The 12,028-nt window shown below is 64.4% G+C and carries 17 protein-coding genes; 11 read left to right on the forward strand and 6 right to left on the reverse strand.

What is annotated here, in order from left to right; all coding sequences use genetic code 11:
* Positions 1-3: 3 nt before the first annotated feature.
* From ACNAOH_RS12340 to ACNAOH_RS12365, 6 genes are all read right to left on the reverse strand, one after another.
* Positions 4-852, reverse strand: coding sequence for a lytic transglycosylase domain-containing protein (locus ACNAOH_RS12340; RefSeq protein ID WP_443970459.1), 849 nt, complete (start codon positions 850-852; stop codon positions 4-6).
* 161 nt (positions 853-1,013) lie between these two features.
* Positions 1,014-1,265, reverse strand: a complete 252-nt coding sequence (locus ACNAOH_RS12345; protein WP_443970460.1) for a hypothetical protein — start codon at positions 1,263-1,265, stop codon at positions 1,014-1,016.
* Between the two features lie 58 nt (positions 1,266-1,323).
* A complete protein-coding gene (flgM, locus tag ACNAOH_RS12350) occupies positions 1,324-1,608 on the reverse strand; it encodes a flagellar biosynthesis anti-sigma factor FlgM (protein WP_443970461.1) in 285 nt (94 codons plus the stop codon).
* 51 nt (positions 1,609-1,659) lie between these two features.
* Positions 1,660-2,229 (reverse strand): flagella basal body P-ring formation protein FlgA, encoded by a 570-nt coding sequence (locus ACNAOH_RS12355; protein WP_443970462.1) that lies wholly within the window; start codon positions 2,227-2,229, stop codon positions 1,660-1,662.
* 86 nt (positions 2,230-2,315) lie between these two features.
* Positions 2,316-2,825, reverse strand: coding sequence for an OmpA family protein (locus tag ACNAOH_RS12360; RefSeq protein ID WP_443970463.1), 510 nt, complete (start codon positions 2,823-2,825; stop codon positions 2,316-2,318).
* Positions 2,822-3,523, reverse strand: coding sequence for a MotA/TolQ/ExbB proton channel family protein (locus ACNAOH_RS12365; protein ID WP_443970464.1), 702 nt, complete (start codon positions 3,521-3,523; stop codon positions 2,822-2,824). Before ACNAOH_RS12365 ends, ACNAOH_RS12360 begins: the two co-directional genes overlap by 4 nt.
* Positions 3,524-3,775: 252 nt before the next feature.
* Here ACNAOH_RS12365 and flgB point away from each other — a divergent pair, with 252 nt between their 5' ends.
* Genes flgB through ACNAOH_RS12420 form a run of 11 tightly spaced genes read left to right on the forward strand, consistent with a single transcriptional unit; the run spans position 3,776 to position 11,984 of the window.
* Positions 3,776-4,132 (forward strand): flagellar basal body rod protein FlgB, encoded by a 357-nt coding sequence (gene flgB, locus ACNAOH_RS12370; RefSeq protein ID WP_443970465.1) that lies wholly within the window; start codon positions 3,776-3,778, stop codon positions 4,130-4,132.
* Positions 4,129-4,539 carry a flagellar basal body rod protein FlgC gene (gene flgC / locus ACNAOH_RS12375; protein WP_443970466.1) on the forward strand — a complete coding sequence of 137 codons (411 nt, stop codon included), beginning with the start codon at positions 4,129-4,131 and terminating at the stop codon, positions 4,537-4,539. The genes flgB and flgC overlap by 4 nt, the downstream gene beginning before the upstream one ends.
* Positions 4,536-5,222, forward strand: coding sequence for a flagellar hook assembly protein FlgD (locus tag ACNAOH_RS12380; RefSeq protein WP_443970467.1), 687 nt, complete (start codon positions 4,536-4,538; stop codon positions 5,220-5,222). The genes flgC and ACNAOH_RS12380 overlap by 4 nt, the downstream gene beginning before the upstream one ends.
* 24 nt (positions 5,223-5,246) lie before the next feature.
* Complete coding sequence (locus tag ACNAOH_RS12385; RefSeq protein WP_443970468.1) at positions 5,247-6,068, forward strand: flagellar hook-basal body complex protein; 822 nt, start codon at positions 5,247-5,249, stop codon at positions 6,066-6,068.
* 29 nt (positions 6,069-6,097) lie between these two features.
* Positions 6,098-6,838 (forward strand): flagellar basal body rod protein FlgF, encoded by a 741-nt coding sequence (locus ACNAOH_RS12390; protein ID WP_443970469.1) that lies wholly within the window; start codon positions 6,098-6,100, stop codon positions 6,836-6,838.
* Positions 6,839-6,862: 24 nt separating this feature from the next.
* On the forward strand, positions 6,863-7,651 hold the full coding sequence (gene flgG / locus ACNAOH_RS12395) for a flagellar basal-body rod protein FlgG (RefSeq protein ID WP_443970470.1): 789 nt from the start codon (positions 6,863-6,865) through the stop codon (positions 7,649-7,651).
* A 3-nt stretch (positions 7,652-7,654) separates the two neighbouring features.
* Positions 7,655-8,341 (forward strand): flagellar basal body L-ring protein FlgH, encoded by a 687-nt coding sequence (locus ACNAOH_RS12400; RefSeq protein WP_443970471.1) that lies wholly within the window; start codon positions 7,655-7,657, stop codon positions 8,339-8,341.
* A gap of 21 nt (positions 8,342-8,362) precedes the next feature.
* Complete coding sequence (locus tag ACNAOH_RS12405; protein WP_443970472.1) at positions 8,363-9,502, forward strand: flagellar basal body P-ring protein FlgI; 1,140 nt, start codon at positions 8,363-8,365, stop codon at positions 9,500-9,502.
* On the forward strand, positions 9,499-9,795 hold the full coding sequence (locus tag ACNAOH_RS12410; protein ID WP_443970473.1) for a rod-binding protein: 297 nt from the start codon (positions 9,499-9,501) through the stop codon (positions 9,793-9,795). The genes ACNAOH_RS12405 and ACNAOH_RS12410 overlap by 4 nt, the downstream gene beginning before the upstream one ends.
* Positions 9,795-11,129: a flagellar hook-associated protein FlgK gene (gene flgK / locus ACNAOH_RS12415; protein WP_443970474.1), complete on the forward strand. Its 1,335-nt coding sequence runs from the start codon at positions 9,795-9,797 to the stop codon at positions 11,127-11,129. The genes ACNAOH_RS12410 and flgK overlap by 1 nt, the downstream gene beginning before the upstream one ends.
* A gap of 18 nt (positions 11,130-11,147) precedes the next feature.
* Positions 11,148-11,984 (forward strand): flagellin, encoded by an 837-nt coding sequence (locus ACNAOH_RS12420; RefSeq protein ID WP_443970475.1) that lies wholly within the window; start codon positions 11,148-11,150, stop codon positions 11,982-11,984.
* Positions 11,985-12,028 lie beyond the last annotated feature (44 nt).

The following is a 12,028-nucleotide window of genomic DNA, read 5'->3' on the forward strand; positions in this document are numbered from 1 at the left end:
GTCTTATCGTCCCAGCGTTGCGAGAGTCAGATAGGCGAGGCGGGCAGCTGCCGGGGTCGCCTGAAGTTCTGGATAGGGGCTGTCCTCGCTCGCGAGCGCCTCGTTCTGGGCAAGCCGCTGCTGCTCGATGCGGACATAATCCGCCGGCTGGACATAATTGCCGCCCGCGAAGCTGCCGGGGCTGGCGAAGGCATCTGCCCCCGCACTGTTCGTGCCGTTGGCGAGCTTGCTGGCGAAGAGGGTGCGGATCTCGGAGAGGCTGCGAGCCTCGCCCGAGCGATCATAGAAGATCGAGGGATTGGACCGCGCCGCTGCCGGGAACAGGCCAGCCGCTGCGGTATCTGGCGCATAAGCCATGGTGGAAAGAAATTTCGACGCGCCGGCCGCGCCGAGGAAGTGCGCCAGATAGAGATCGGTCGAGTCCGCTGGCCTGCCGATCCGCTGCTCCAGGAACGCGCGATTGTCTGCCGCGAACTCTGCCGCCATGACCGATGCGGTCTCGGGATGGGTGCGCAAATCGAGGATCTGCTTGCGCGTTGCCGGATCGGAGACGAAGTAGCGGCCGCCGGGGCTTTGCTGAATCGCGTCGGCCGCCCAGCCCATGCCATGCTGATCGCCATGATCGTTGATGACCTTGAGCCAGCTCTGGTCGAGAAACTGGAACAGGCCTGTCGCGCTGGAGGTGCGCGCGCGCGCCTCAGGGTTCAGGCTGCTCTCGATCTTCGCCTGGCCCATCAGGTAGCCGAAGTCGACGCCCGTGCGTCGGCTGGCCGTCGCAATAGCCTGCGTAACCCTGCCCGTGCTCCCGGTGCCGAGTGCTGTCGTCAGCGAATTGACGGCATTGGTGGACATGAAGACTGAAACCCCGGTTGGTACCAAGGGTCAGTTAGCAAGGATCGTGCCAGAAATTAAGGATGGAAAACCGCCGTAAAGCGCGGTTGAGCGACGAGTTCAGCCGCCCGGAGGGAAAAGATCGAAGCTGGTCGATTCCCGTCCACGCAGGAGACGGGGGCTTAGGCCGAGCGACTGTACAGCGGATGGGGAATATCGCCATTCGCGGAGGAAAGCGTTGCGAGCTTTTGGCCCGCAAGATCGCCCAGAAGGCAAGCGAGCATGCGCGAGGAATCGAGCTGAGGAAGCAATGTTTCGAGCTGCTTCCTGATTGCTGGATCGGCGCGAACCGCACCGATTTCCTTCACTTGATCTATTGCTTGCCGCATTTCGTCGATCGCCGCCTCGATCCGGGCGGCGTCGCTGGCTTCCATGGCCGATCTCAGCCGTGACGTGACGGACGAAAGATTTTTAACAGCGGCAAGGGCCATATCAGTGCTTCACGGGGGGAAGGTCGAGGTCCAGCATCTTTTCCGCAATGCCTTCCGCATCGACGGGATAGTTGCCGGAAGCGATGGCCGCTTTAACGCGCTCGATCCGAGCCGTGTCGATCGGGGCGCCCTGCGCGGCCATGCGCGCAGTCGGGCTCGCGACGTTTGCCGTGGGGCTGCGTGCCGCGTCAGTGCTCGCCTTCGTCGGAGCAGCCGTCTTCGTGCTCTCGCGCAGCTTGGCTGCTTCGATCGCGGCAGATGTGCCCTGGCCAACAGACTTGATCATCACGCTCTTCCTTCCTGTACCGGCCCTTATAACGGCCAGGTTCAGAAAAACTTAAACACCCGGAATCCGCACTACTCCAGCAGATTCCACCCGAGCGGTGACCGGCGTGGCGCGCGGGCCTTCCCGCACGCGGATCGAGGCGCCTGGCGCCCCGTCCTCATCGGCGACCATCGGCCGTGAAACCATGAAGCTCGCGTCTCCCGCGACAAGCTGGACCGGATCGCCCTTGCGGATGACCGGCTGAGCGGGAGCAGAAGTGATTGCACGGCGCGGAGAAACGGCGGAAATCTGCGAAGAAAGCTCGCCGCCGGGAATGAGTGCGACGCGCAGCCGCCAGCCAAGTGCAGGGCAAGAAACCGTCACGGCGCCCATCGCGGGCGTATCGACCTGCGGCAGGCTGGGGCATGGCGCGAGCTTGAGGCGGCGGTCGACAGGGGCCGCAGCGCCGCCCGGTTGACCGATTCCGGCGCCGACGGTGGTGGCGACAAGGCCGTCGATCCGGTCCAGATTCTCGAAACGCGGCTGGGTCTGCGCAGCCCCCGTCGATACGAGGCAGCCCAGGGCAAACAGCACCAGAAACGGCGCGGAAAGCGGGCGAAGGCAGGTTCGGATCATCGACATCGAAAACTCCCGGCAACAACAACCGCGACTTTTGAGGTCACGGATCGTATCACCTGGAAGAAGCAAGGCTCGTGCCAGTTATCCGATTATCGCGGCTGAGCGCGCCGCACGATACGGATGGTCTGGCCTTTGCCGGCCGGGCCAGCCTGATCGGGCGTTTCGGCAAGGCCGGCGATCCGCAAATGATCCTGAGGGACGCCCGCCTCCTGCAACGCCCGCGCAACGGCGCCCAGACGAGCGGCGGCGAGATCCCACGCGTCGAAGCGACGCTGGCCCGGCTCCGTGCCAAATGACTGAATTTCCAGTATTTCACCTTGCCCGGCCAGAGGCAGAGCGGTGGTAACAAGGCGGGCACGGCCTTCGGGTGAGAGCAGCGCTTCACCGGGCACGAACAGCGGATTTAAAGGAAGATTTATATCCGAGGGTGATGCGCTTGCGCCAAACTGCGCGCCGATCCCGCGCAGCGTCTGATCCCGCCTGCTTCCACTGGCCTGAAGAAGGACGAAGAAGCCAAGCAGAAGCAGCGCAAGATCAGCGAAACTCAGCGCCCAGCGCGCGCGCCGGGGCTGGATGGACGCGGGCGGAAGACCGTTCACGCGGCCTCGCGCGGAGACGGCCGACGGATTGGCACCGGTGCGGGCAATGGCTGGGCGACCGGCAGCTCGATCTCGCGCCGGGCGATCACCGTCATCCGCTCGACGAGCGCGCGCTGCCAGCCGATTTCCCGAGCGGAAAGCTGGGCCAGCCGGCTCGCGATCGGCCCGGCGACGGCATTGGCGACGATCACGCCGTAAAGCGTGGTGAGGAGGGCAAGCGCCATGCCCGGCCCGACCGCCGAAGGGTCGCTCATGGCCCGGAACATCGCGATGAGTCCCAAAATGGTGCCCGCCATGCCCATGGCTGGCGCAGTGTCGGCTAAGGTCGTCCACCACAGGATCGCGCGATTATGCCGCTCCGACCGGTCGCAGAGCGCATCCTCTGCCCAGCGGGCGAAATGCTCAACATCGCGGGCATTGGCGAGCGTGACGAGCGCATCGGCGACGAAGGGATGCGCCGCTTTCACGCGATCCGTGCGGACGAGGCCATAGAGCTCAACCACGGCGTCTACCTGATGGAGCGCGGCACGTGCCGCGTCGCGGTCCGCACCCGGCCGCGCGCGAAGAAGCGGATGTAGCGCCCTCAGTGCGCTCAAGGTGCCGCCAATGCCCTGCTGCGCCATCGCGATCGCGCCCGATCCGGCCAGGACCATGGCGATCGGGCCGGGCTGAAGAAGGTCTGCGAGAAGTTCAGTCATGTCCCCGGTCCCCCAACGCCGCGCATACCGGCAACGCATTGCCGCCGACCGGCAAAAGCTTGCCGCCTTTGCCGCTCCTGCGCCCGAAAGGCGCGGAAATGCGTCATATAAGAACCGGCAAACAGGCAGTCGGTCCAATTGGCACGGCGTTTGCAGTTAGTTCATGCGGGCATGGACGCGCCACGAGGCCGGACCTTTTCAACCGGTCAGAACGGCGCGGCCAGCCAGGACTTTAGGAAGGCATGCGAAAAAATGTCCCTCGAAGACAGTTTGTTCGGCATCCATGGCAAGGCACTGGCGCTGCGGTCGCAGCGGCTGGAGCTTATTGCCTCCAACATCGCGAACGGATCGACGCCCGGCTACAAGGCCCGCGACCTCGACTTCGACAAGGCGCTGGCGGACGCCACGCAGAGTCAGGGCAGCGTCAGCGGCGCGATCAAGGACGCGATGGGCTATCGCATCCCGCTCCAGCCGACAGCCGACGGCAACACGGTCGAGATGTCGACCGAGCAGACGCTCTTCGCGGAGAATGCGGTCAAGTATCGCACGACGCTCTCCTTCCTTGAAGGACGCCTCAACACCATCACACGCGCGCTGCGGGGAGAATGAGCATGGACAAGCCCATGACCATCTTCGACATCGCCGGGCGCGCGATGTCCGCGCAGCTCGTGCGCCTGAACACCACGGCCTCCAATATGGCGAACGCGGGATCGGTAACGGGAAGCGAGCAAAGCGCCTATCGCGCGATCCGCCCCGTCTTCCGCTCCGTGACCGATCAGCCGGGCGTCTCGACCGTGAAGGTCGACCGCATCGTCTCCTCCGAGACTCCGGCCACGCGCCGTCACGATCCCGGTCATCCGCTCGCTGATGCGAATGGCGACGTTTGGGAAGCCGGTGTCGATAGCAGCCAGGAGCTGGTCGACATGGTGGAGAGTGCACGCATGTACCAGAACAATGTGCAGGTTCTGCAGACCGCCAAATCCCTCATGCTCGAAACGATCAGGCTCGGCAAATGACCACGACCGCTACAGACAATAAAGTCACCAGTCCTTGGACGGTCGACGCGCAGACGGCGACGACCAACCGCAACCTCAGGGAAACGACGACCAAGGCGAACGACACCGTGGGAGTCGACGGCTTCCTGAAGCTGATGACGGCCCAGATGCAGTTCCAGGACCCGTTCGAGCCGATGGACAACAGCCAGATGGTTGCCCAGATGGCCCAGTTCTCTCAGCTGGCGGCCAGCAACGATTCCAATAATCTGCTCGCCACGATCGCGCAGTCGGTCTCGGGCTCCCGCCTCTCCGACGCGGCGAGCTGGATCGGCAAATCGATGCTGGTGAAAAGCAACATCGCGGCGCCCGATCGCTACGGCCAGTATGCCGGCGAACTGACGCTCGACAAGGACGCAGACGCGCTCTCGGTCGATCTGGTGGATGCCAGCGGCGGCGTGGTGAAGACGATCGATCTCGGCGCGCGCAAGGCCGGCGCTGTCTCCTTCTACTGGGATGGGCTGAACGAAGCGAAAGAAAGCATCGCCTCGGGCGCGCTGCAGGTGAAGGTGCGGGGCGCCACGCCAAGCAAGGTGGCGACCTGGGCGAGCATCGCGGCCGTCCAGTCGCCCGCAGGCGGCGCCGATACCCAGCTCATCACAGCCCTGGGCAACTATTCCCCTTCCGACGCCCTGCGGCTCGGCTGACGCACTTCAAAAGGAGCAAATCCCATGTCCTTCTACATTTCGCTCTCCGGCCTCAAGGCGGCCCAGTCCGAGCTCTCCGTGACCTCGAACAACGTCGCGAACGTCTCCTCCTCGGCTTTCAAGAAGAGCCGCGCCACCTTCGGCGACATCTTCGCATCCTCCGGCGGCCCGCTCGGCGGTCAGGGTGTGCGCCTTCAGGGCGTCGAGCAGCAGTTTACGCAGGGCACCCTGCAGACGACCGACAAGACGCTCGACCTCGCGATCACCGGCGAAGGCTTCTTCACTGTGCGTGGCACCGGCCCCGGCGGCATCGTGAACTACACGCGCGCGGGTGCCTTCGGCGTCGACAAGGACCGGTTCGTGGTCGATCAGACCGGCGCGCGTCTGCAGGTGCTGCCCGATACCGATCAGGACGGCCTGCCCGACAGCACGGCCGCTGGCGACCTGACCGACCTCTCGATTCCGACCGTGAGCCCGCTCGACCCGACCCAGCAGCTTGCCAGCGTGAGCATCAACGAGAAGGGTCTGGTCTCGGCGACCTTCGCGGACGGCAGCGTCGTCAATCTCGGTGTGCTGGCCATGGCCAACTTCCCCGCCCAGAACGGCCTGCGCCAGAACGGCGATGCCCACTGGAGCGCTACCAACACCAGCGGTGCCGCCGTCTATGGCGCGGGGGCAAGCGGGCTCTTCGGCGCGGTGCGCTCCGGCTCGCTCGAGCGCTCGAACGTGGACATCACCGAGGAGCTGGTTTCGCTCATCTCGGCCCAGCGCAACTTCCAGGCGAACTCCAAGGCGATCGAAGCGGCGAACACGCTGACTCAGACCGTCGTGAACATGCGGACCTGAGGACAGGTAGAGCGCGGAGATAGGCTTCCATGGATCGGTTCATCGACATTGCGCGCACGGCGATGCGGGGCACGATGGCGCGCCAGTCGGCGATCGCCAACAATCTCGCCAACGCCGACACGACCGGCTTTCGCGCGGAGATCGCCAATGCGTCGACGCGCTGGATCGGCGGATCGACCTTCAACAGCCGCGCCGAGCAGGTGGGGCAGGTGATCGCCGCCGACATGAAGCAGGGCGCCGTAACGCAGACCGGCAACCCACTCGACGTGGCGCTGGACGGCGATGCACTGCTGGCAGTGCAGGCCAACGACGGATCGGAAGGCTATACACGCAGAGGCGATCTGCGCGTGAGCGAGAGTGGCTTGCTGACCACGGGTGACGGTCATCCCGTACTCGGTGAGGGCGGCCCGATTACGCTGCCGCCGGCCGACAGCATCAAGATCGCCAAGGATGGCGGCATCTGGGTGCTGCCACAGGGCGGCGAAGCCGGGCTGATGCAGCAGGTCGACACGCTGAAGCTGGTCAATGCTACCGGATCCGTGATCGCCAAGGGCACCGACAATCTCTTCCGCGAAGTGAATGGCGGCGCGCTGCCGACGGACCCGGTTGCCTCAGTGACGTCCGGAGCGCTGGAGCAGTCCAACGTCAATGCGACCAGCGCCTTGGTGCAGATGATCGAGGCGAGCCGCGCCTGGGAATCGCAGATCAAGATGATCGATACCGCCAAGGACATCGACAACGGCGGCGCCAGCCTGATGCGGCTGGACTGATAAAGCAGAACAAGGGACCAGATAATGAGCACAAGCGCCCTCCACGTCGCCCGCACGGGCCTGGACGCCCAGGACGTCAAGATGCGCGTCATCGCCAACAACCTGGCGAACGTGAACACGACCGGCTTCAAGCGCGACCGTGCCAATTTCGAGACGCTTGCTTATCAGCAGGTGATCGCGGCGGGCGCGCAGGCGGACAGCCAGAACAAGCTCGCCATTGGCCTGAACCTGGGCACCGGTGTGCAACTGACCGGCACCGAGCGGATCGACACGCCCGGCACGATCCAGACGACGGGCAATTCGATGGACCTCGCGATCGAGGGGCAGGGCTATTTCCAGCTTCAGCGCGTGGACGGCACGATCGCCTATACCCGTGCCGGCAATTTCAAGTCGTCTCCGGAAGGCGTGATTGTCTCGGCAGATGGCCTGCCGCTTATTCCACAAATTCAGCTGCCGGAAGGCGCGAGCGCCATCACCATCGGCAATGACGGCACGGTTTCCGCCAATGTGCCGGGCCAGACCGAGCCCGTGGTCGTCGGCCAGATCGAGACGGCCCGCTTCGTCAATCCCGCCGGCCTTACGGCGCTGGGTGGCAATCTGCTGTCGGAATCCGCGGCATCCGGCGTGCCCCAGGTGGGCGCGGCCGGCCTCGAAGGAAGGGGTACGATCCGCCAGAACGCGCTGGAGGGCTCCAACGTCAACACCGTCGAGGAGCTGGTCGACATGATCGAGACGCAGCGTGCCTATGAGGTCGCCAGCAAGATGATCAAGGCGACTGACGAGATGCTCCAATATGTCAATCAGCAGCTCTGAGGCATGAGCATGCGTGTTACCATCGCCGCCCTTATTGCGCTCGGCTTCGCGACGCCTGCTGGCGCGGGCGGCCTCTTCGGCAAGAAGCAGGACCCGCTCGCAGACCCTGCCTATCAAGTGACATATGCGCCGGAAATCTCCACGCAGGTCGCCAACGGATCGATCTTTCAGGGCGGGCAGGGCTATGCGCCGCTCACCAGCGGGGGCCGTGCGGCAGTAGTGGGCGATGTTATCACCATCCTCCTCGTAGAGCGCACGCAGGCGACCAAGAGCAACAGCGCCAACACCGATCGCGCGGGCAACATCGGCCTGACGCCGCCCACGACCGGGCCGCTCAGCAAGCTCTTCTCGCCCAGCGACGTTGGCGCATCGGGCACGCAGGCCTTTCAAGGCAAGGGCGGGGCCGCGCAGTCCAACCAGCTTTCCGGTGAGATAACCGTTACGGTTGCGAAAGTTATGCCAAATGGCACCATGATGGTTCGTGGACAAAAGCAGCTCGTGCTCAACCGGGGCGATGAATATATCCAGATCAGCGGGCTTGTCCGCCCGGCCGATCTCAGCCCGGACAACCGCGTGCTCTCCACGCGCGTGGCGGACGCCCGCATTACCTACACCGGCAAGGGGGAAATCGCCCGCGCCAGCCGCCAGGGCTGGCTGCAGCGCTTCTTCTCCATGATTAGCCCTTTCTAAGCGCAGGAGACGCGTTTCCTCATGGCTCACCGTCTGCTCAGGATCACGACCCGCGTTGCCGGCTGGTCTGTCGCGCTTGCTCTCGTCGCCGGGTTGCAACTCCTCGCTCCGTCCATGGCCCATGCGGAGCGGATCAAGGATCTCGGCGCCTTTCAGGGTCTGCGCGCCAACCAGCTCACTGGTTATGGCATCGTCGTGGGTCTGGCAGGAACGGGCGACGACAATCTCGACTATTCCACGCAGGGCATGAAGGGCGTCATCTCGCGCTTCGGGCTCAATCTGCCGGCGGGCGTCAACCCCGCGCTGAAGAACGCGGCGGCGGTGCTGGTGACGGCGGACTTGCCGCCATTCGCCAAGCCCGGCCAGCGGCTGGATGTGACCGTGTCCGCGCTCGGCAAAGCGAAGTCGCTGCGGGGCGGCACGCTGGTGATGACGCCGATGCGCGGCGCGGACGGGCAGATCTATGCCATGGCGCAGGGCAACCTTGCCGTCGGCGGCCTGGGCGTGACCGGCGCGGACGGATCGCAGCTCTCCGTCAACGTGCCCTCAGCGGGACGCATCCCATCGGGCGCGACGGTGGAGCAGGCGGTTGCGACCGGTTTCGACACCAGCCCGGCGATCACCTTCAACCTTGCCGACGCAGACGTAACGACGGCACTGCGCGTCGCCGACGCCATCAACCTTGCTTTCAGCGACAGCCGGGCCAAGGCGCTCGACGCGGTCTCGATCAGCGTCGCGGCGCCTCCGGGCGCGGAAAGCCGGATGATGATGATGGGGCTCATCGAGAATATTCAGGTGAAGCCGGCGGAAGCGCCCGCCAAGGTCATCGTCAATGCCCGCACGGGCACGGTCGTCATCAATGGCGCGGTGCGGATCGCGCCGGCGGCGGTCAGCCATGGAAAACTCACTGTTTCCATTCAAGAAGCGCCGCGCGTGGTTCAGCCCGCGCCCTTCTCCAGAGGCGAGACCGCAGTGGAGCAGCGCAGCGCGATTGCCGTGGAGGAACAGAAGAAACCGATGTTCCAGCTTAAAGCTGGCGCCTCGCTGTCCGATATAGTCAGGGCCGTCAACGCGATCGGCGCCGCTCCGTCCGACCTGGTCGAGATACTGGAGGCGCTCAAGCAGGCCGGTGCAATGACGGCGGAGCTGGTAGTGATATGACGCAGATTGCGGGAACGGCACAGGGCATCGGAGGAGTCGCGGGCGGCGGCGCCAGTCCGGCGCCTGCCGCACGGCGCGAGGAGCTGGCCAAGGCCGCCAAGGCGTTCGAGGCGATCTTCGTGCGGCAGATGGTCGGCACGATGCGCGGCGCGAGCCTGGGCGAAAGCATCGACGGATCGTCCGCTGTCGACCAGTTCCAGGAAATGGCTGATGCGCGCATGGCCGATGGCCTTGCAGAGAAGGGTGGCTTCGGCATTGCGGCGATGCTCCTGAAGCAGCTGGACAAGCGCTGATGCCGAGCGATCTTTTCATCATCGGGGCATCGGGCCTGCGCGCGCATCAGGCCGCGATGGGCGTCATCTCCGATAATATCGCGAATGCGACGACGCCCGGCTACAACCGGCGTTCCCTGAACATCAAGGAATCGCCGGTCTCCTCCTCGCCGATGATCTATTATCGATCATCGACGAGCTTCGGCGGGTCCGACATCGGCGGAGTCGTGCGAGCGAACGATAGCTATCTCGATCAGGCAGCGCGTCAGGCCGAGACACTGGCCGGTCGCGCCGAGCAGCGCTTCAAATGGCTTGCCGACATGCAGTCCGCGCTGAACGACGGGCCGCTGGGCATCGGTCAGACAATGACCGGCATGTTCAACGCAGTGGAGAAGCTGGCGGCCAATCCCACCGATGCGACGCTGCGCATGAATGTGCTTTTCAGCTTCGAGCAGGTCAACACCGCCTTCCGCCAGACCAGCACTGACCTGAAGACCGTCCGTGCCGGTATCGGCACCGAGGCGACAAACGAGACGACCGCGCTCAACAACGCGCTCGACCAGTTGGCCCACGCCAATCTCGGCCTGCGGCGAGCGGGAGATGGAACTGCAGGGCAGGCGCAATTGCTCGACGAGCGCGATCAGGCACTGGCTGAGGTCGCAAAGAGACTGCCCGCCACTGTGACCTTCGACGAGAAGGGCGTCGCGCAGCTGAGCTACGATGGTCAGGATCTTGTTGTGCAGGGCGTGGCGAGCACGGTCGCCGTAACTCAAAATGCCGACGGCACTTTGGACTTCACGGTGAACGCGGTGAGCGTCGCCGATCCCGCCAGTGGCACGCTTGGCGGCCTCGCGCAGAATGGCGAGACCGTGCGTGATCGCATCGCATCCATCGACCAGCTTGCTCAGCAATATGTGACGCAAGTGAACAGCTGGCACGCGCAGGGACAAACCGCCGCCGGCAATCCAGGGGGGGCAATGCTGTCCATCGGTGCTGATGCCGGCACGATCCAGACGCTCATCACCAACCCGGCGGACATTGCCGGCGCGAACAGCGCGGGCGTCATCAATGGAAATCTGATTGCCATCAACAGCCTGCGCGGCAACGGCTCCGTGGAGCAGGGCTGGACCGCCTTGATCGCCAACCATGCGAGCATGGTTCACGGCGCCGAGCAGGAAGGGACCGCGACGAACAATCGCCTGCAGCTTGCCTTGCAGGCCCAGGCGGACGTGAGCGGTGTCAATCTGGACCGCGAGGCCGCTGAGCTCATGCGGCTGCAACAGGCGTACCAGGCGTCGGCCCGTATCATTCAGGTCGCGCGCGAGCTCTCGCAGACCATCTTTTCCATCTTCTAACGCGTAGCGAGGCAGCCCATGGTCTTCATCACCAATCAGTCTACACAGGCGGAAATCCTGCGGCAGCAGCGCCTCGCGCGTGAGATCGCTACCGAGCAGGTCAAGATCTCCTCCGGAGACAAGCTAATTGCGCCGTCCGACAATCCGCAGGACTGGGTGCAGATTTCCGAAATCGGCAGGCAGCAGTCGATGAACGCCGCGTGGAAGAGCAACGTCGCCTATGCGCAATCGCGCGCCGCCCAGGCTTCTTCGAGTCTGGGAGACGTCAACAACCTGATGACCAACGTGAACGAGTTGCTCGTTCAGGCGACGGCGCACGGCGCGGGCTCGGCGGGAGCGGAAGCGATTGCGCTCTCGCTGGAAGGCATTCGCGCCTCTATCACGGAAATCCTCAACAAGACCGATTATCAGGGCACGCCCATTTTTGACAGCGGCGCGACAGTCAACGTGCCGGTCAGCCGGGGACTCTCGGTGGAGGCCGTGGGCACGCGCGAGAGCATTGCCGAGAACGTCATCGGGACGAAGAGCCTCGACCAGATCCTGACCGACGCGATCAACGCCGTGCGAGCGGGAGCTCCGGCCAATCGGACCGCGAGCATTGGTGAGGCGAAGCAGGCACTCGACCATGTGATCGTCGCCCAGTCCAAACAGGCCATTCGTGCGGAACGGTTGGATCAGGTGGAAGATCGCATCATCAACAATAATGTCGAATTGGTGGAGCGGCGGTCGGGTCTTGAGGACACGGATGTGACCGAGGCGGCTATGACGCTGCAGAGCAAGCTCACGACGCTAGAAGCCGCGCAAGCCGCCTTCGCTCGCGTCGCCCAGAAGTCGCTGTTTGATTATCTGAGTTAATAGTTCACGGGGATGAATTCTGCCTAGCTGAATGTCCGCTTTTG

The sequence above is a fragment of the Sphingobium sp. CR28 genome, from assembly GCF_052327305.1.
Lineage (GTDB): Bacteria > Pseudomonadota > Alphaproteobacteria > Sphingomonadales > Sphingomonadaceae > Sphingobium.